This window comes from Paenibacillus sp. FSL H7-0714, assembly GCF_038003765.1.
GTDB lineage: Bacteria > Bacillota > Bacilli > Paenibacillales > Paenibacillaceae > Paenibacillus_AQ.
In genome coordinates this window covers 5,811,943-5,832,343 of sequence record NZ_JBBOPT010000001.1, presented here as the reverse complement: position 1 = coordinate 5,832,343, position 20,401 = coordinate 5,811,943, and the positions used below count along the sequence as shown (strand labels likewise).

Genomic DNA, 20,401 nt, shown 5'->3' with positions numbered 1-20,401 from the left:
CGCGTTAATAATGAGTCTTAATTCAGCTTCCAGAGTGCGGGTGTGGTCGCTGGTTCCCAGCCTTGAAGTGAAGTATGGGGCTGGAGGCAAGTATACGTTTTGGCGTTGTAGCTAACGATGTCACCCGTTTTGTAAGCGATTCCTACAATCCAGCTAGAACTCCCAGGGGTCGGTGCTACAGTTGCGGTTGGAGCTGGAGTTGCCGTCGGTGCTACTGTTGCTGTCGGTGTTACAGTGGCCGTTGGTGTGGGAGTTGCGGTTGGTGCCACTGTTGCCGTCGGAGTCGGAGTTGCTGTCCCGCATACGTTGATGAATTTCCAGACTCCAGCAGCACCGCTAAGGTCGGGACGATCGCCTTGAGTCCACCACTTAGCTTCATAGACTGAACCGTTGTAAGAAACTTGCTGGCCGCCAGTATATACGGCAGTCTGGTTCCACGCCGCTGCGCATTGTCCTGGAGTAGCCGTTGGTGTTGGAGTTACCGTAGGAGTCGGAGTTGCGGTTGGAGTTGCTGTTGCCGTAGGCGATGGTGTGGGAGTTGTTGTTGCGGTTGGTGTCGGTGTCGGCTGTACCACTCCTCCGCCAAGGTCGGCGTTCAGCTTGTTGGTCAGTGTTTTGTTCCGGTCACCACTTGTCTCCCAGAACATGGCACCCGCTAGGCCTTTTGATTTGAGATAACTGATCTTATGGCCAAAAGATTCTACGTCGTCATAGCTGATATAAGTTTGGTTCGTTGGATTATAGAGATAAGGCACTTTAGAAATGTCATTCCAATAACGGGTATAGCCGTTTTTGTTAATGTAATTAGCTTCGAGGTCATAAAAGTCATAACTGCCCTTTTCCCATGTACCCGTGGACGAAATACCAGCGGACAATTGATATTGGCCATTTCCTGCGGCAGGAGCACCTCCCCAACCACGGCCATAGAATCCCATACCAAGCACTAACTTGTTCGCGGGTACGCCATTTGCTAAATAGCTGGTTACTGCTTTATCGACGTTGAAATTTTGCGGTTCGGTCAGGCCTGATGCAGAAGCGGCTGGATCATAGTACAAAGGAGCATTGTGACCGGTGGTCTTATTCCAGCTCCCGTTGAAGTCATAGGTCATAATATTAATCCAGTCAACAATGGAAGCAATACCTGCAAGATTATTGTTATTGACGTACGTCGGTCCTGCACCGGAAGCAATGGTCAGCAGATAGGTTTTTCCGTCGGTCTGACCGGCAGCATTTAGCTTCTCACAGATTTTTTGCAGAAGAAGGACATAGTTCTCCTTGTCTTCGGGACGGTAGCTGTTGCCTGCAAGCCCACCGCTGACTGGGTACTCCCAGTCGAGATCGACTCCGTCCATTTTATATTTACGAATAAAGTCTACCGCAGAGTTGGCAAAAACCTCACGGGTTACGGCCGTAGCCGCCACATCCGAGAAGCGGTTCGACCAGGTCCAGCCTCCAACGGAGATCAACGTTTTCAGGTTCGGGTTCTTTTCTTTCAGCTTCCACAGCTGCTTCAGGTTACCTTTGATGGGATCATCCCATTTGTCATCCCCAAAGCTCTTTCCGGTGTCAATCCACGGGTCACCCAGTACAATAGTGCCGTTCGGAACGTTAATGGTCTGTGCTTGCTCATTTTGACAGCTCCAAGTTACCGGATTAGGGCCAGTAGGGTCAGGGTTGCCGTGAATACCATTCCAACAAATATCTGCAAAGGCGTAGTTAATGACATTCATTTTGGTGGGATCGATATCTGATACATTGTAAGCCCGCCCGTAAGCGGCCCAAGAAGCGTAATAACCAACCAGTTTATAATCCTGTGCGGCGTTGGCCGTTTTGGCACTACTACCCAGTGCTGAAAAAAGTGTAAGAACAAGCGCGGCGATCATCGCGATCGCAAAGGTCTTACGTGAACTTTTTTTCGTGAATATCATTGATTTTATACCTCCAAGGTTCAATGTGTAGTTCGAAATTCTTTTCGGCAAGAAATCCCAACCTTCACCTCCCATAGTTTGAAATTCACTGTACCTTCACCCTTGCAAATCTCTCATTCTACTGACACCCATTTCATAGATTTAGCAGCAAAAAAAAAGCGGTCCACATAAAGCTTACACAACAAGTAAGCGCTTTCTAAACTGCTGTTTTAAGGATTCCTTTTTGATAAACTTGTAGATGTAACATTGTTGAAGGGGTGTAGGGTGAGTAGAAGAGTGGGTTTGGAGTTCAATAATTAGGATTAATTTCTTATTTATGGGTGAAGGCATTTCTTATTTTCAAGCATAGAGAGCGATTATGCTAGGGATAAAATTCAGTAATATAGGGGGATATTTTTCTAATTCATGGATACTTGTTTATTGGGAACTTTGATAGAAAAGGTGTATGTCCTCTTTTTAAGGAAACTCATGCAGAACACATAACCTCCGATGTTATGAATATAAATTATATACATGCCTGCAATAATTTTACGGAACTATGCAACGCATCGCTGTTTCTTTTCGTTATAGTAGTATCATAAGGAAGGTGGTGGGTTCACCGATGGTTGTGTTTTGGTTGATCGCAGCCGGTGTCCTGTTTGTTGTAGAGATGATGACGCTTACTTTTTATTTGCTATGGCTTAGTATTGGTGCGTTGGCCGCAGGTTTGGTGTCGTTGATTGTTCCTGAAGCCATTTTGTTTCAGGTGATCCTCGGATCACTGGTCGCACTTGGTCTGACTATATTCTCGAAACCACTGGTTTCTAAATTTCGCAGTTCACGTGGGTTCAAGGATACAGGCACAGAAATCGTAGGCAGGCAAGGAGTCGTCATTGAGCCGATTGAGCAAGGGCGCTATGGGCAAGTGAAGGTAGGCGGAGATACGTGGAGCGCGAGCTCTGACCAGTCTTTGGGCAAGGACGAAGTAGTCAGAGTAGTGAAGAGAGGCACAACCATTATCGAAGTAGAACGATGGGGGGACATGAACTAATGGAATGGGCAATTATTTCAATTATTCTAGTGGTAGTCGTAGTATTTGTGGCATTAACGATCAAAATCGTACCGCAACAACGGGTAGGTGTAGTGGAACGTCTGGGTAAATTCAATCGTCTACTGACGCCGGGTCTGAACATTCTGATACCTGTGATTGATCAGGTGCGTACTTACCATGATCTAAGGATTCAACAAGCGAATGTGCCTCCGCAAACGGTGATCACGAAGGATAACGTGCAGGTGCAGATAGACACGATTATTTTCTATCAGGTAGTGGGACCAGAGGAAGCTACCTATGGCATTTCCGATTATGTATATGGGGTAAGAAACATTTCAACGGCAACAATGCGGCAAATTATTGGTAAGCTGGAATTGGACGAAACGCTGTCTGGGCGTGAAAAAATCTCAACTGATATTCGTCTGGCGCTTGATGAAGCTACAGAGAAGTGGGGCGTAAGAATCGAGCGTGTGGAAGTCATCGATATCAAGCCGCCGCTCGATATTCAAGAAGCAATGGATAAGCAGATGAAAGCGGAGCGGAGCAAACGGGCGATTGTTTTGGAAGCGGAAGCTGCCAAGCAAGATATGATCCTGCGTGCTGAAGGGGATAAGCAGAGCAAGATTCTGAAAGCGGAAGGCGACAAGGAAGCACGTATCCGCCAAGCAGAGGGTTCAAGACAAGCACAGGAGCTGGAAGCTCATGGTGAGGCGAAAGCAATTCAAGCCGTGGCTGAAGCAGAAAAATCACGCATTGAGCTGATTCGCTCAGCAGGTCTGGATGAGCAGGTGCTCGCATATCGCTCCTTCGAGGCTCTGGCTGAAATCGCCAAAGGTCCTGCAAATAAAGTGTTCTTGCCAACAAGCGCTGTTGAAACGCTGGGAAGTCTTGGGGCGATTGCTGAGGTATTCAAAGCGAGCAAGGATAGTAAATAGATTTTACAATTCGTGCTTCTTCCGTTAAAGTAAAAAGCAAAAACAACCCTATGCATACGAAGCTATTGTTGCTCATGCAAACTTTGAAGGAGAGAAGCTACCGTGACACAAAAAGAAATCTCACCGTTAGTTGAACTGCTCGGATTACAGCCCCATGTTGAGGGCGGTTGGTACAAAAGACTTTGGAACTCCGAATTTGAAATTCCGCAGGAAGTGCTTGGGGATAGCTATTCCGGATCGCGCCATTCGGCATCTTCGATTTATTTTTTGCTACACGAGGGGGAACAATCTGATTGGCATACTGTTTTGTCCGATGAAGTTTGGTTCTGGCATTCCGGTAGTCCAATAGTGCTTAGTCTTGGAGGTAATGGAGATAAGCCTGAGAATGTGCAGGAAGTTATTCTGGGTCTCGATATTGCTGCAGGTCAACAGCCGCAGGTCGTAGTTCCAGCGGGCGTATGGCAGGCGGCTCGCCCGTTAGGATCAGAACCAGTACTGGTATCCTGTATCGTTTCTCCAGAATTCCATTTTGATGATTTCAAACTGATTGAGAAATAAAGAAGAACGGGGGCTTTATATATGCCTCCGTTTTTTTATGAGGATTTTGGGAATGATGAAGCAGTCTGTTATACTTTTGTGGTAGCGCTTGCTTCTGAAGCGTGAATTTAGGTTAAGTAAGATTAATGAAATAACAATAAGCTTGGAGGGTTAAGCGATGAGTGAATTGAATGCACCGTTCTCGGGAGGTCCGACTTTAAATGATGGAGTGACCATGCCGTGGCTAGGCCTTGGCGTGTATCAGACTAAAGATGGGGAAGAGGTTATTCACGCGGTCAAGACCGCAGTGGAGCTTGGATATCGCAGTATTGATACGGCTGCTGGTTACAATAACGAAGAAGGTGTAGGTCAGGCTATTCGTGAATGTGGAGTGGCCCGTGATGAACTGTTTATTACGACGAAAGTGCGCAACCCTGATCAAGGCTATGAATCAACGCTGAAAGCGTTTGAAGTTAGCCGGCGCAAGCTGGGGCTGGACTATATAGATTTGTATCTCATACATTGGCCGGTGGCAGGAAAGTATCGGGAGACTTGGAAAGCTCTGATTCATCTGCAAAAAGAGGGTCTCATCAAATCTATCGGTGTGAGCAATTTTCAGATTCATCATCTGAAGGATATCATCGAGGACACTAGCGTAGTTCCAGTGGTAAACCAGGTGGAATTCCATCCGCTATTGACTCAGCGCGAGTTGCTGAAGTATGCCAATGAGCAAGGAATCCAGCTTGAAGCTTGGAGTCCGCTAATGCAAGGGAACTTAGATCTCCCCCTCCTTAAAGAGCTGGCTGGAAAGTATGATAAGACCCCTGCTCAAATTGTACTTCGCTGGGATTTGCAGCAAGGCGTCATTACGATTCCGAAATCAGTACATGCGGATCGAATCAAGGAGAATGCGGGATTCTTTGACTTCACGTTAAGTGATGAGGATGTTAAAGCCATCGAAGATTTGAACAGAGACCATCGGTTCGGTCCGGATCCGGACAATTTTAATTTCTAAAAATTACGAATACAAGCCAAACAGCAAGCCACCGATACGGGGACTTGCTGTTTGGCTTGTCGCTTATTGGATGGAGACGTTATATTTACGCAGCCAGAGATCTACTTGAGCTAGGTAAGCAAACAGCTGAGGACCGGACATGAGCTGACCGAACCAAGGCAGATTGGTAGAGGATTCTGGGGAAGCGGCGATCTCACGGATTTTGGCGGCATCGATTAAAGGAAGTATTGGCGAAGTAGAATCATCTAGAATGTTCAATACTTGTGTTCGTACTGCGTTTAAATAGGCTGGATTGTGGGTTTTCGGGTAAGGACTTTTTTTACGATATAGCACATCGTCTGGAAGAATTCCCTCAAGCGATTTGCGCAAAATCCCTTTTTCACGACCGTTCAGGTTCTTGATTTCCCAAGGAATATTAAAGACATATTGAACGAGGCGATGATCACAATAAGGAACACGTACCTCTAGTCCGGCTCCCATACTCATTCGGTCCTTACGGTCGAGCAAAGTAGGCATGAAGCGGGTGATGTTTAAATAGGACATTACGCGCATTTGTGCTTGTTTACCTGTCTCCCCATTCAATGTTGGGACTTCGGCTACTGCATCACTGTATCTGTCACCCAAATATTCCAGCGGCCGAATCCATTCATTAACTTCAGGGGATAATAGACTTGCACGCATTTTAGGAGCAACTGACCAAGGAAAAGTGCCCGAGGAGAGCATCTCCTCCCGATGGAACCAAGGATATCCGCCAAAAATCTCATCGGCAGCTTCGCCGGAAATGGCTACAGTAGCATTCTTTTTAATCTCACGGCAAAATAAATACAAAGAAGAGTCAACATCGGTCATCCCAGGTAAATCGCGTGTGTACAGCGCATTATCAAGTGCTTCTACAAGCTCTGGCGTATCAAATGAGATATAGTGATGGTTCGTATTTAATTCATCGACCATTCGCTTAATCCATGGACCATCTGCTCCGGGCTGAAAAGTATGGCTCTTGAAGTGCTTGTCGTTGTCGACATAATCGACGGAATACGTATCCACTCGTCCCTGGCCGTTTCGGTTGTAGTAGTCCACTGCAAGTGCTGTCAGCGCACTGGAGTCCAGCCCTCCTGACAAGAGCGAGCAGACAGGAACATCTGAAACCAGTTGGCGTTCGAGCGTATCCTGCAGCAGTTCACGTACTTTAGCGGCTGTCTCTGCTTCATTGTCAGTATGTTTTGCGCTTTCCAGCTTCCAATAAGCGTAACTACGCAGACCTTCGCGGCTATAGATCATGGCATGCCCCGGACGAAGTTCCTGCATATCCTTATAAACACCGTGTCCTGGCGTACGGGCTGGACCGATAATAAAAATTTCCGCTAACCCTTCGGGCCCGACTATTGGCTGTACCTTGGGGTGCTGCAGCAGCGCCTTAGGCTCTGATCCGAAAACTAAGACGTCATCCACTTTACTATAGAACAGAGGCTTCACACCTAAGCGGTCACGTGCAAAAAAGACCTGATCCCGAAGTCCGTCCCACACTGCAAAGGCAAAGATCCCATTGAGCTTCTCTGCACAATCCGGTCCCCATTCGATATAGGCATGCAGCAGAACCTCGGTGTCACATTGGGTACGGAATTGATGACCCCGCTGCTTAAGTTCTTGTTTGAGCTCGGGTGCGTTATATAATTCGCCATTGTACACAATCGCGTATACCTGTTCGTCATGGCGGGTGATCATAGGCTGCGCGCCGTTCTCTGGATCGATAACGCTAAGTCTGCGGTGACCGAATGCGCAAGGACCTGAAATCCAAGTTCCAGCTGCATCGGGTCCGCGGTTTGCTAAAGTTTCAGTCATTTTGACCAGCAACTGCGAGTGCTGCGTGAGATCTCCGCGCCACTGGATAAATCCGGTTATTCCGCACATGATGGTTCATCCTCTCTTTTTGTGCGATTGTTGTCCTTACTTTTTTGCCAAGTAATACAGATATATGCCGAAGGAAGGCATAAAATGTATGTCCTTATCCGAACACTAGGGGAGAGAGGAATTTGCCAGGAGGGAAGGATGACAGGTGTATTACATTAAAGATGCCAAAATTCGCAGAATGATGGAGTATGACGGTGCGCCTTGTGCAGAAGTAGGTGTATTGCCAGGTGCTGTTAGTGATCCTGCGCTTTTGGTGTATATCGTAGAAGATCAGCGCGAAGAAGGCTATGAGATTGTCCGTATCCTCACTAACGACGCAGATACTTCTACCGATTGGTTTGATAACAATATGCATGATGCTTTTAAAGATGTGACTTCTAGCGCGTTTACAGGCAGTATGATTATGACGCCAGAAGATGAACGTTCCAAGTTTCAGAGAGAATTAATGACATACGGAGATTTAAAAAAGCAGCTGGAGCAGCATTTTCGGAATCTGGAGTAATATGGAGTAGAAATAAGGGGTATCCGTAAGCTATGAAAATAGCTAGGATACCCTTGTTATTATTAAAATAGGATTAAGATTACTTATTTTCCAAAATGTTTGATCTTGAAAATTCTGCTGAATAAGGTATAATAAATATCGTTGCGTCAATACATATCATTAATTCTTATATGTCCCGGTAGCTCAGCTGGATAGAGCATGCGCCTTCTAAGCGCACGGTCAGGGGTTCGAATCCCTTCCGGGACGTCAAGTAACAGCCTTCCTTCGGGAGGGCTGTTTTTGCGTGCTGGGAAAGAGAAGCCCGAGTGGTTCGTCGGAGCATAAGCATCGATAGGATCAGCTTCGCAGTCAGCCCGAAAGGGCTGCATCCCGCTCGGGGCAAGTAACAGCCTTTCTTCGGGAGGGCTGTTTTTGCGTGCAGGGAAAGAGAAGCCCGGGTGGTTCGTCGGAGCATAAGCATCGATAGGATCAGCTTCGCAGTCAGCCTGAAAGGGCTGCATCCCGCTTGAGGCAAGAAACAGCCTTCCTTTGGGAAGGCTGTTTTTGCGTGCAGAGCATCCTCGCCAAAGTAAGTAAACTGAAGCTCTGATAGATAATTAGGGAAAATCTCCCTATAATTCAGAGCTTTCTACTCAATAAACTAATAATTAGGGAAATCCTCCCTGTAATTTAACTATTTCGTTGGCGAATATAGATATTCCCCCGATTTTTAGGGAGGATTTCCCTCTTTTCATTCATTTCAAGCAATTATCGGCTAAATACAGGGAGCTTTTCCCTAATTACTCTCAAAAAAGGCCAACCCTATAATTTGGGTTGGCCTAATTATACTAAAAGAAGGTGCCGAGAAAGTAGCCTCCACTACTTTCTCGGCACCTTGAGCCTTCCCGTGAGAAGGCTGTCTTGCATATGCCCACCGCTAAAGAAGCGGCCAGATCTCCTCCCAGACAGTGTCTAGAATAGCCTGCATATTATCTTCCATACTGTTAATAGCGATTACCACTTGTGCATCCGGTGCAACAATGCAGAATTGACCATGAGCGCCATCGGCACGATAAGCATCGTGCGTACACAACCAGAATTGACAGCCGTACCCTTGGCCCCAATCACCAGCTCCGTTATTTTCGATCTGCTTTTGTGTAACAAAATCAACCCAAGCTGCGGGAATAAGTTGCTGTCCCTTCCACATTCCTTTTTGCAAAAGAAGCTGTCCAAATCGGCTTAGTTCTTCCGTATTGATCTGAAGTCCGGCACAACCGAGGGTGAACCCTTGAGGGGCCGTTTCCCAATCGACGTTTTCTATGCCTAGTGGGGTAAAGAGACGGGGAACGAGGTAATCTTTTACGGTTTGTCCGACACGGGCCTGAACCATTGCAGAGATCATAATGGTATCCCCGCTGCTGTAGGTAAACTGTTCCCCAGGAGGTCTGTCTAAAGGTAGCGATAGATAATGTTGTATCCAATTTACATCCTTCAAGGCCATTCTTTCTTCAACCCAAAACGGTGGGGAATCATGCCCTGTACTCATACGTAGTAAATCGAACAAGGTCAACTCCCCAGGTTGCATGGAAGGAAGGACTTCTTTATGAGTGAATGCATATTCTGGAAACACATCCTTAAGTGTTGTATTTAGTGATAGTTTTCCTTCTTCGATGGCTAGACCCACCGCCATGCATGTAAAAGACTTGCTGACCGAATGCTGCAAGCGCCGAATATCCTCTGCGAGATCCACTTTCCCCACTAACGTTCCATTTTTAAGCACAAGAACATTGAACACATTCAATCCACGTTCGCGGATCTGGGCTTCGAAGCGAGTCATGTTTAACATAAAATGTAGCCCTCTCTTTCTTAGATTCCAAGCTGGGATTAGGAAGTTTGGTAGACGAAATCATTGAAAATGATGTGGAAACGTTTCCTCTGACTAGATATTAAATAGCTAAATCGATGCTATTCTATTCTTATTTTAAAGTCAATGCAAGCAGAAAGACTACTATTTAACATCGAAACAATTAAAATTTAAAACGAATTTGAGATGTGAATCATTTTTAGTCAAAAATCATAGGTTGACTTCTAAAAAATATCTGTCCATAATGAACGTATTAAGCGATTTAGATCCGAAAACAGTCAAAATGATGTCATGGGAAACGTTTCCCATCATTTTATGCGTTTCCACTAAGCTGATTATATCAGGTGCAGGGGGAGCTCATTATAGGGGTGAAACAGGGGGAATTATGAATATCAAGGATATTGCAAGGCTATCAGGCGTTGGTATCGCCACGGTCTCCAGGGTAATTAATAACTCCGGTGTCGTAAGTGATGCAACCAGAGCTAAAGTAATGGCTGTTGTAAGAGAGCATAATTACATTCCAAATGGAAATGCAAGCAATCTGAAAAAAACGCGTTCTAATACGATAGCGCTTATGGTTAAGGGGATTGCAAATCCGTTTTTTGCAGACATGATCAAAGAAGTAGAGCGTCAAGTGAATCTGCGCGGCTGCCCGCTTCTGATCCAGCATGTTGAAGATGGAGTGGATGAGATCAATGCTGCTCTTCAGCTTGTGAAGGAAAAGAATTTATACGGGGTAATCTTTATGGGTGGTACATATGACCATTCTGAAGAAAAATTCAAACAATTGCCGATCCCATTCGTTTTGACTACCATCACGACTACGAAGGATGTTGATCCTGCCGTATTCTCCAGTGTGATCATTGATGATATGCAAGAGTCTTATAAAGCTGTGAGCTATCTAATTTCACTCGGACACCGGAACATTTGCTTTTTGGCCAGATTTCCTTTGGTTCAGCATACTACCGGAAACCGTCGTCTTATGGGTTATATTAAGGCGCTTGAGGATCATGGGATTGAGTATGATGCTTCCTTGGTAGAGGATTGTGAATACAGTCCAAGTTCTGGTTTCACGGCTACGAAAAGACTGCTTAATAAGAAAAAAGATATCACCGCTGTATTTGCCGCATCAGATACCATCGCTATCGGAGCTGCCAAGGCTTTATTGTCTTTGGGTCTATCGATTCCAAATGATATTTCGATCATCGGATTTGACGGTATAGAGATGGCAGAATACTATCACCCATCGCTGGATACGATTAGCCAACCTGGGGTGGATATGGCGAAAGCCAGTGTTGAAATTCTGTTTGACCTGATTTCGGGACAATCGGAGAACAAACATGTGGTATTCGAGTCTGTTTTGGTAAAGCGGGGATCTTGTAAGAAGATTAATAAACAAGCATAAACGCCTTTGGCGTCCTTATAAGGACGGTAAGCGTTTGAGCGAGAAATAGAAGGATAATTTATAGCGTAAGCATATAATTTCTTATATTTTAAAAAAGGTTCCGTAAGGAGATGACATATGGCACTTCTAACCGTTGAGACTGGTTCTCCTACCTTAAGAATGACAACGTCCATCAGTATCATCTCCCCCGTTGATTCGGGCAATACCACCGGAGGAACGCTCTATCTGTTACATGGTGCTGGCGACAATGCTAGCACATGGTACAGGCTGACCACCATTGAGCAGTATGCTAACAAGTATGGCTGTACAGTCATAATGCCTCAGGTAGGAAGAAGCTATTATACAGATATGGAGTACGGACTGGATTACTTCCACTATGTTACGCAAGAGCTTCCTGAGCTTTGTGGCCGAATGATGAGGCTGGATGATGATCCGCAAAAGACGTATGTTGCCGGACTATCGATGGGCGGATATGGGGCACTAAAATGTGCACTTACCTATCCTGAGCGTTACAGCAAAGTAGTTTCCTTATCAGGCGTTACAGATATTCAGAAAAGATTGAAAGACCCGCAAATGTCTTCGGATATGGCGAGGGAGATGGCAGGCACTTTCGGAAAACGCTTACAAGTTAAGCCGGATCAAGATCTGTATGCTTTAGCGGCTAAATTGGTCGACGATAAACGTAAGCTGCCTTCAATTTTGACCTGCTGTGGCTCGGAAGATCCATTTGTGGAGATGAACCGGGAATTTGCTTCTCATATGCAAGCGAGTCCCTATACATTTCAATATGTTGAGACTCCGGGAACACATGAATGGAGATTCTGGGAGGAACATCTGAAGACAACTTTTGATTTCTTGTACAACTAAGAGCAATGAGCAATTGCAGAAAGAGATATTATGGAGGATTTGAGATGAAAGACCAGCAACTGACGTCCCTGTTGAACCAGATGACGCTTGAAGAGAAAATAGCACAATTGCAGCAGCTAGCTGCTAATTTCTATGAAGGAGCGGAAGAAGGAGGGCAAATCACTGGCCCTATGGCATCCATGGGGATTACGGATCACATGATTGAGAACAGTGGTTCAGTACTTGGACTTTCGGGCGCAGAGCAAGTCATTGCCGTCCAAGAAGCTCATTTACGTAAAAATAGATTGGGTATTCCACTGCTGATGATGGCGGATATCGTGCATGGCTTTAAGACGATTTTTCCGGTGCCACTGGCGATTGGTTGCTCTTGGGATATGGAACGGGCGGAGCTAAGCGCTGAGATTGCTGCTAAAGAAGCGGCAGTATCTGGTGTACACGTTACTTTTGCACCTATGGCGGACCTTGTTCGGGACCCGCGTTGGGGAAGAGTGATGGAGTCTACCGGCGAAGATCCTTATTTGAATGGTAGGTTTGCCCGTGCATTTGTACGTGGATTTCAAGGAAATGACTTGACTGGTGATGTAAGTCGTGTGGCGGCTTGCGTTAAGCACTTTGCAGCCTATGGTCTATCCGAAGGCGGACGGGATTATAATACGGTCGATTTATCAGAACGTCAGCTACGGGAATATTATCTGCCAGCCTATCGTGCAGCACTGGATGAGGGTGCAGAAATGGTTATGACTTCGTTTAACACGATTGATGGGATTCCAATAAGCGGAAACGTTAAGCTGCTTCGTCAGCTGCTGCGTGAGGAATGGGGCTTTGACGGCGTGTTGATCTCCGATTGGGGCGCGGTGAAGGAACTGATCCCGCATGGTGTCGCCGAGGATGAGGCTGAAGCAGCACTTAAAGCTATCAAAGCTAGCGTGGATATTGAGATGATGACAGAGTGTTATGTGCACCAATTGCCAGCTCTTGTAGCTGACGGGCAAGTGGATGAAAGTATCATTGATGAAGCCGTACTTCGTATTTTGAAATTGAAGCAAAGACTGGGCTTGTTTGAGAATCCGTTACGTGGGGCAGATATAGAGAAAGAGCGCGAGGTAATTTTCTGTGATGCTCACCGGACAGCAGCGAGAGAATTAGCGGTTAAATCCTGCGTTCTACTGAAGAATGATCAGGTTCTGCCGCTTGCGACAGAGCAGCGGATTGCGCTAATCGGACCGTTTGCTAATAACGGAGATATTCTTGGACCATGGTCCTGGTTGGGTTCAACAGAAGAAGCTAGCCGTCTTGCTCCAGCTTTTGAAGCTCGTGCAGCTGCTGGTAAGGTTACCGTTGCAGAAGGCTCCGGGATTGAGAGCTTTACAGAAGAGCAATGGCTGGAGGCGAAAGCGGCAGCGCTGGAAGCCGATGTGATTGTGCTGGCGCTTGGAGAACATTCGGATATGAGCGGAGAAGCTGGAAGTCGTTCAGATATCCGCTTGCCGGAAGCGCAGCGTGAGCTTTTGCAACGTATGAAGACGCTGGGTAAGCCTGTTGTTGTGGTGTTGTTTAACGGACGCCCACTGGATCTTAGTGGTGTGATCGAGAACGCGGATGCTATTCTGGAAGCCTGGTTCCCAGGAAGCGAGGGCGGTGCGGCGATTACCAGTCTACTGTATGGTGACGAGAATCCGTCAGGAAGATTAACGATGTCTTTCCCTGTATCTGTTGGGCAAATTCCGGTCTATTACAATCATTTCAACACTGGACGTCCTCTACATGCACCGGGTGCGGACAAGCGTTATGTCTCACAATATTTGGACATTCCTAATGAGCCGTTCCTACCATTTGGCTTTGGTCTTAGTTATACGACATTTAGCTACAGTGAACCGATCCTTTCCGGTGAAATAATGACGAAGGATCAGCCTATTAAAGTAACTGTTACGGTGACTAATACAGGCAATGTACAAGGTGAAGAGGTAGTGCAGCTCTATATCCGAGACATTTCAGGAGAAGTTGTTAGACCAATGAAGGAATTGAAAGATTTTGCTAAGATCAGCCTCTCCCCGGGAGAAAGCCAGGAAGTGAGCTTTACGCTTACAGAAGAACAGCTTCGTTACTATCATAGCGACTTAAGCTTTAGCAGTGATCCGGGACAATTCAAATTGTTTGTGGGTCCAAATAGCCAAGAGGTTAAAGAACGCGATTTTCGCTTAACATTAGCTTAAGTAGAATATATACGACACAGGCTGTCGTAATAGAGGAGTGCAAGAATATGACTACTAATATGAATTCTAACATCCATTTAAACGCTGGAGACTTATCATTCACTTTTACAAACAGTGGGGACTTGTTCCAAGTTCTCCATGAACGGACAATGATCAATCAATTGCTGCCTAATATCGTGGATGGCTCCTTATCCAACCTATATTTACGCATTCATAGTAATGGAAGCATTCAAGCTGTTCCTTTGCTGGGCATTCATTCCTCAAGCACTGTACGTAAGGCTGGGAACCGCTTGGTTTGGGAAGGTACTGCGGAAAATATCGAGTATCAGGTTATTTTTACTCCGACGGCTCAAGGCGCTTGGTTCTGGGACGTGAAGCTTAAAGGGCAAGATGCAGATGTGGATCTCGTGTACGGACAAGATGTGGGTATTGCCGATATCGGTGCTGTTCGCAGTAATGAAGCCTATCTGTCACAGTATATTGACCACGCCGTATTCGAGGATCAGTCAAAGGGATATGTAGTATGTTCCAGACAGAATCAACCGCAAGGTGGCAAATTTCCATATCTACAACAGGGTGCAATCACTAAGGCAGCAAGCTTCTCAACAGATGGTTTCCAATTCTTTGGATTGTCTTATAAAGAGACCAATCAACCAGAAAGCCTGAGCCGTGAGCAATTAAGTAATGAAATCTATCAATATGAATTCGCTTATACTGCGCTGCAATCGGAGCGGGTGAAGCTGAGTGGGGAAGCCCGGTTTGTATTTTATGGATTGTTCAAGCAAGATCATCCAGAAGCGATTACCTCGTTAGAATTCACGAAGGATGTTGCTGCGGCTTGGGAAACGGTAAAAGAGTTGCCTTTAGAAGCTGAAGCACCGCTCGAGCGTTCTTTCTTGACAAAAGAGCTGGGAGCACCACTAGCTGCAAATTCTCTGACGAGCGAAGAGATCGAAGCCTTGTTCCCGGTTCGCTATCAAGAGGAAAAAGAGGGAGACCAGCTTCTGTCTTTCTTCACGGAAAATTATGAGCATGTTGTATTAAAAGAGAAGGAACTTAAGGTAGAGCGTCCTCATGGTCATATTCTAATGAGTGGGGATAATGCCCGACTTAACGATAAGGTAATCACTACGACTTCCTATATGTACGGAATATTCAACTCTCAAATCGTTATTGGCAATACCAATTTCAACAAGCTCATGACCAATGCCAGAAATGCACTTAACATTCCAAAGGCTTCGGGACAAAGAATCTATGTACAGTGGAATGGCGAATATCGCCTCTTGACCATGCCTTCATTGTTCGAGGTTGGTTTCAACTATGCCCGTTGGTATTACAGAACAGATGGCGAATGCTTTATTATTACGAACTACACTACTGCAGATTCTCCGGAGATATTCCTGAATGTGCGTACGGAAAGTGGAAAAGCTTATCGCTATCTAGTCACTAATCAAATCACTATGAACGTTAACGAATACGAGCTTCCATATCAATTCAAACAAGAAGAGGGAACCGTAACCTTCTCGGCTGATAGAAGTGCACTAAGTGCAGGAGAATATCCTGATCTGCAATATAAATTCCAGGTACAGGGAGCGGATTTCACTCTTCAAAATGAAGGTAGACTTGTCTCTCATGCTGACCAGTCAGATGCGCCGCTAGCTATTCTGGAACTGTCGGAGAGCAGTGAATGGACATTGAACACTCAAGGTCTTCTGGATGGTAAGGAGATTCAATCGAGCAGCCGTACAGCCGAAGAGGAGATTTCCGCATACCGCGAGTTCTACAGCGGGGTTATGAATGGCTTCCGCTTGACGTTAGGTGATGGGTCCGAAGGTGAGTTGTTTAAGGTAAATGCTCTAGCTTGGTGGTATACACATAATATGCTCGTCCATTATTCAGTCCCTCACGGATTGGAACAATACGGCGGCGCTGCTTGGGGAACCCGTGACGTGTGTCAGGGACCAGTGGAATACTTCATGGCTACGCAAAAATACGATCAGGTTCGCGAAATATTGCTGACCCTGTATGCTCATCAATATGGCGATGATGGTAACTGGCCACAGTGGTTCATGTTTGATAAATATACGAAGATTCAGCAAGAGGAGAGCCACGGAGATATTATTGTATGGCCACTCAAAGTGCTTGGAGACTATTTGGCGGTAACGCAAGACTACAGTATTTTGCAAGCGACTGTGCCTTATACTCGTAAGCATAGCTTTGATTTTACAGAGGAAAAAGCGACGCTGCTGGATCATGCACGGAAGGAAGTTGCTTATATTAAGAATCACTTCCTGCATGACACGCATTTGTCTTCTTACGGTGATGGTGACTGGGATGATACACTCCAACCGGCTAATCCACAGCTGAAGCAGTACATGGTTAGCAGCTGGACAGTGGCGCTTACCTATCAGACATTGAATCAGTTCTCAGAAGTGCTTCATAAAGTTGATCCAGCAGGTTCGGAAGAGCTGAAAGCGATGGTGGAGGGAATCCGTGAGGATTTCAACACACATATGCTTCAATCTGAGGTAATTCCAGGCTTCTTGTATATGGAGGACCCAGAGCAAGTGAAGCTTATGGTACATCCAAGTGATACGGAAACAGGGATCCAATACCGTCTGCTGCCAATGACGCGCAGTATGATCAGTGAGCTGCTTACACCAGAACAAGCCGAAGCCCACTATGAAGTAATCCAGGATAAACTGTTCTGTCCAGATGGCGTTCGTCTGATGAACCGTCCAGCTCAATATGTTGGCGGCGTAAGCACCCATTTCAAACGTGCGGAGCAAGCTTCTAACTTTGGTCGGGAAATTGGACTTCAATATGTACATGCACACATCCGTTATGTAGAAGCTATGGCTAAGCTAGGGAAAACCGATCAGGTCTGGAATGGCCTAGCGGCGATCAATCCGATCGGAATCCGCGACGTGGTGCCAAACGCTGAACTACGTCAGGCTAACTCTTATTTCAGTAGCTCGGATGGTAAATTTAACACCCGTTACGAGGCGCAGGAGAATTTCGATAAACTGCGTAATGGTGACGTAGCGGTTAAAGGTGGCTGGAGAATCTATTCAAGCGGTCCTGGGATCTACATGAACCAGTTGATCTCGAATGCACTGGGGATCCGTACGGAAGGCGGAGATTTAATCGTCGATCCAATTCTGCCGGAGTCGCTGGACGGAATGCGCTTTAGCTTTGAATATGCAGGCACTAAGGTAGACTTTATTTATCACCTTACGGGCTCTGATAACAGTCGGATTACTGTTAACGGTACAGAAGTTCAAGCCGAAGGTACGCTTAATCGCTACCGTAGTGGTGGTATCCGTATCAAACGTGAGGACTTTGATCGTCTCTGCGTAGAAGCTGGAAATGTGATAGACATCTATAAGTAAGATAATAAAAGAAGGGCAATCTCCGCGATAAGCGTGGAGATTGCCCTTTTTGTACTACATACGGCTCGGTGTCGGTAACCCAAGCACTTCAAGTACATCCCCTAAAGTATCCTTAAATCTCGAAGTGAGCCAGAGGCGGAACGCGATGGTAGCCTCCTCACCTTTTAAAATCGGACATATAGAATAGAAGTTATTGAAAAGTGTGGCTAAGGTATGCGCGTACGTGCAGAGTATATTCGGTGTTAACTCTATGCTGGCAGCATACAATGTCTCTTGCCAGACGCTAAGCTGTCTCAGCAAAGCGAGCTCTGCCTTTTCCATTTCGATGGGGCATTGAAATTCTGAGCCATCTGTGCTGAATGGGATTGTAGATTTGCTCAAAACACTGCTAGCACGGGCATAGGTGTACATCAGATAAACCCCGGTATTACCGGATATTTCGGTAGCCTGTTTGAAATCAAACACGATTTCCGTTCCCAGGTTAAACCGCAGCAGATAATAACGAATAGCAGCAGCTGCAATGATATGGCTGGAAAGACCCTCTTTATCGGAGCGCGAATGTTCTATGTTCTGTTCCATAAGCATTACTAAATCGCTCACCTTAACGCCGATTCCTTGGCGCCCGGACATGGCATAAGAAGATTTCCCTTCTGAAACATCTATCCCCAGCTCAGCAGCAGAGGCCGGACTAAGAGAAACAACGCCATAACTTACATGATGGAGCTTCTCAGCCTGCTCGTTATATCCTAGTGCTCCTAAAGCCTGCTTAACCATTTGTTGCGGATATTCCTGTCTATAATCGATCACGTTAATAACACGGTCGGCATGTCCATAAGGCTCATGGGTTCCAGTTAATCCTGTGGTCCATAAACCAGACGAGAATTCACTGTAGGTGAAATCTTTGGATAGTAGACCGAATTTCCAGAGATGATAAGCAATGTCTTTGGCTGTGTACGTCAAAATCCCATTCGAACGCACAAGCACCTTATCCATCTGATGATCCTCTGAATCCGCTCCACTGCTAACCTCTGTCCCTTGCTTTAGCACCCAGCAGCCCGCAAGTTTGCCTTCAGTCTCCTGTACAAAAACTGCCGTTTGCTTCAATAGCTCAGATGCGGCTGTCCAGAATCCCTCTTTTAAAATATTGCTCTCCCACACCAGCAGGTCATAGTGAATACCAAAACGCTTCATTTCCGCTACATGTTCTCTCACAATACGTTCAGCGACTAAGTTGCCCAGCCACGCCTCATTACCATCACCCTGTTCAAGGGCATGCAGCATATCCGTGCGCTTGTGAGTGATCTCTGGATTCCGTGCATATTCTTTGTTCACTTTGGCATATAGATCCCAGCAATAATCACCGAAACGTTGATGTTCCCCTTCTAAAGGTACATTTAATAAACCAACGACTGTATCTGCCAGCTGGTTGCCCAGATCATCCACATAGTTATGGACCTCTACGTTATGTCCGGTTCTTTTCATTATTCTGACCAGCGCATCGCCGATGCAAGCATTTCTCAGATGACCTACATGAGCAGCTTTATTTGGATTGATTGAAGTGTGCTCTATGATGACCTTTTCCCTTGTGCTGTCAGGCAGATTAAAGGAATGTTTAGCCCACACCTGCCAATTCATATACAAATTAATAAATCCAGGAGCAGCTACTTCGACTTTTTGTAAAAGACCCGTGTATCTCTCTTGTAATTTAATTTCTGCTTTTACTAACTCTGCTATGACGAGAGGGGATTTACGCAGGAGTTTGGCTAGCTGCATAGCAATATTGCAGGAATAATCACCATGCTCTAGATTAGCTGGCTGTTCGATCAGAATTGCAACATCGTTTGGGTAGGCAACTTCTAAGGTGTGGAATACTTTTTTTACACTTTGTTCAATGCTGTGTTTGATGATTTGACTTAACATTTTATACCCTCCTTTGAAAATACAAAAAAGCCCTCGTCTCAAAAGAGACGAGGGCTTTAGCGCTCGCGGTACCACTCTCGTTGCTAAACAGATGTTTAGCCACCTTACAGGATAACGGTCTTCAGCCGGGACTTCCTACTTAGGTTCAGAAGTCCATCTCACGGGTGCGCTTCATTAGGTGATCTGTACCGGCTTGCACTTACCCGGCTCGCTGTGGACTAGAACACGTTAACTACTCTCCCGTTCATCGATGCTTGAATAATTTTTATCAGTATAACGAATATTTCGAAAAAAGCAATAGGGTGTTAGTTAGAAAACGTAGAAAATGCTTGAGTTTAAGATTGTCCGATTAGTAGATTACAAATTCAAAGAATAGAAGGTTGTCTTTTTTTGAGTGGCAATTCCTTTGCATAAATGTCCACACATTAACTTTGAATACAGAATATTACTATATAGAGCTATTAATTATGAACCATGTTACTAGTTTTATAGTTTTTTTATTTTTCAAACTGCAGCAGAAGAGAGGAGTGAAAAAGATGGCTTTATTCTCAACCGGACCTATAGATAATAGTCCAATTCTAGGGGTCAGACAGACACAAATCGTAACAGTAAAAGTAGTTAATCGTGATTCTCTTAATCCATATAATCTTGTTATTCAGGGATTTTTGCTAAATGGGTCAAGATCGATGTATGTGAATGAAATGATTAATCTCGCACCTAACCAAGTTCTAACTAGGAACTATTTTGCAGATTTAGATGCATTTGAATTTGAGTTTACGACATTAGAAGTTGTTGAAGCAGAGGTAGGGATCTCGGTCTGGGGAAAACAGGCTTCAGGGGAATTAGTAGAACCTCATCGTATAGTAGCGTGGGAAAAACATGTAGGAATAATCTAAAGGAGTGTTG

General features: G+C 45.5%; 14 protein-coding genes, 1 tRNA gene and 1 other annotated feature. Of the genes, 11 read left to right on the top strand and 4 right to left on the bottom strand.

Going from position 1 to position 20,401, the window contains the following annotated elements; genetic code table 11:
- Positions 1-17 precede the first annotated feature (17 nt).
- Positions 18-1,928, bottom strand: coding sequence for a glycosyl hydrolase family 18 protein (locus tag NST34_RS26175; protein WP_341129070.1), 1,911 nt, complete (start codon positions 1,926-1,928; stop codon positions 18-20).
- A 601-nt stretch (positions 1,929-2,529) separates the two neighbouring features.
- On the opposite strand from NST34_RS26175, the gene NST34_RS26170 reads away from it, so the two are divergent.
- The 4 genes from NST34_RS26170 (at position 2,530) to NST34_RS26155 (ending at position 5,445) form a co-directional block, all read left to right on the top strand.
- Positions 2,530-2,958: an NfeD family protein gene (locus NST34_RS26170; protein WP_076300470.1), complete on the top strand. Its 429-nt coding sequence runs from the start codon at positions 2,530-2,532 to the stop codon at positions 2,956-2,958.
- Positions 2,958-3,893 (top strand): SPFH domain-containing protein, encoded by a 936-nt coding sequence (locus NST34_RS26165; protein WP_060621782.1) that lies wholly within the window; start codon positions 2,958-2,960, stop codon positions 3,891-3,893. The genes NST34_RS26170 and NST34_RS26165 overlap by 1 nt, the downstream gene beginning before the upstream one ends.
- Positions 3,894-3,995: 102 nt before the next feature.
- Entirely contained in the window at positions 3,996-4,451 is a 456-nt protein-coding gene (locus NST34_RS26160; protein ID WP_076286056.1) for a cupin domain-containing protein, read from the top strand.
- A 157-nt stretch (positions 4,452-4,608) separates the two neighbouring features.
- Complete coding sequence (locus tag NST34_RS26155; protein WP_076286057.1) at positions 4,609-5,445, top strand: aldo/keto reductase; 837 nt, start codon at positions 4,609-4,611, stop codon at positions 5,443-5,445.
- 63 nt (positions 5,446-5,508) lie between these two features.
- On the opposite strand, the gene asnB is transcribed toward NST34_RS26155, so the two are convergent.
- Complete coding sequence (gene asnB / locus NST34_RS26150; protein ID WP_341129069.1) at positions 5,509-7,353, bottom strand: asparagine synthase (glutamine-hydrolyzing); 1,845 nt, start codon at positions 7,351-7,353, stop codon at positions 5,509-5,511.
- 145 nt (positions 7,354-7,498) lie between these two features.
- On the opposite strand from asnB, the gene NST34_RS26145 reads away from it, so the two are divergent.
- Together NST34_RS26145 and NST34_RS26140 are read left to right on the top strand one after the other, a co-directional pair.
- Positions 7,499-7,855: a hypothetical protein gene (locus NST34_RS26145; RefSeq protein WP_076286059.1), complete on the top strand. Its 357-nt coding sequence runs from the start codon at positions 7,499-7,501 to the stop codon at positions 7,853-7,855.
- A 172-nt stretch (positions 7,856-8,027) separates the two neighbouring features.
- Positions 8,028-8,101 (top strand) — tRNA-Arg (locus NST34_RS26140).
- Between the two features lie 670 nt (positions 8,102-8,771).
- On the opposite strand, the gene NST34_RS26135 is transcribed toward NST34_RS26140, so the two are convergent.
- Positions 8,772-9,680, bottom strand: coding sequence for a serine hydrolase domain-containing protein (locus NST34_RS26135; protein ID WP_341129068.1), 909 nt, complete (start codon positions 9,678-9,680; stop codon positions 8,772-8,774).
- A gap of 403 nt (positions 9,681-10,083) precedes the next feature.
- Here NST34_RS26135 and NST34_RS26130 point away from each other — a divergent pair, with 403 nt between their 5' ends.
- The 4 genes from NST34_RS26130 to NST34_RS26115 all read left to right on the top strand — a co-directional run bounded on the left by NST34_RS26130 (position 10,084) and on the right by NST34_RS26115 (position 17,575).
- The gene (locus tag NST34_RS26130) at positions 10,084-11,103 is read left to right on the top strand and encodes a LacI family DNA-binding transcriptional regulator (RefSeq protein ID WP_042191311.1); all 1,020 of its coding nucleotides are present in this window, start codon (positions 10,084-10,086) and stop codon (positions 11,101-11,103) included.
- A gap of 117 nt (positions 11,104-11,220) precedes the next feature.
- Positions 11,221-11,970: an alpha/beta hydrolase gene (locus NST34_RS26125; protein WP_042191309.1), complete on the top strand. Its 750-nt coding sequence runs from the start codon at positions 11,221-11,223 to the stop codon at positions 11,968-11,970.
- A gap of 44 nt (positions 11,971-12,014) precedes the next feature.
- Positions 12,015-14,183, top strand: a complete 2,169-nt coding sequence (locus NST34_RS26120; RefSeq protein WP_341129067.1) for a glycoside hydrolase family 3 N-terminal domain-containing protein — start codon at positions 12,015-12,017, stop codon at positions 14,181-14,183.
- A 47-nt stretch (positions 14,184-14,230) separates the two neighbouring features.
- Positions 14,231-17,575: a GH36-type glycosyl hydrolase domain-containing protein gene (locus tag NST34_RS26115; protein WP_341129066.1), complete on the top strand. Its 3,345-nt coding sequence runs from the start codon at positions 14,231-14,233 to the stop codon at positions 17,573-17,575.
- Positions 17,576-17,629: 54 nt separating this feature from the next.
- Here the strand turns inward: NST34_RS26115 and NST34_RS26110 are convergent, their stop codons facing one another.
- Positions 17,630-19,495 carry an arginine--tRNA ligase gene (locus tag NST34_RS26110; protein WP_341129065.1) on the bottom strand — a complete coding sequence of 622 codons (1,866 nt, stop codon included), beginning with the start codon at positions 19,493-19,495 and terminating at the stop codon, positions 17,630-17,632.
- 40 nt (positions 19,496-19,535) lie between these two features.
- Positions 19,536-19,752: a binding site (T-box leader), on the bottom strand.
- A gap of 279 nt (positions 19,753-20,031) precedes the next feature.
- On the opposite strand from NST34_RS26110, the gene NST34_RS26105 reads away from it, so the two are divergent.
- Complete coding sequence (locus NST34_RS26105) at positions 20,032-20,391, top strand: hypothetical protein (RefSeq protein ID WP_339266825.1); 360 nt, start codon at positions 20,032-20,034, stop codon at positions 20,389-20,391.
- Positions 20,392-20,401 lie beyond the last annotated feature (10 nt).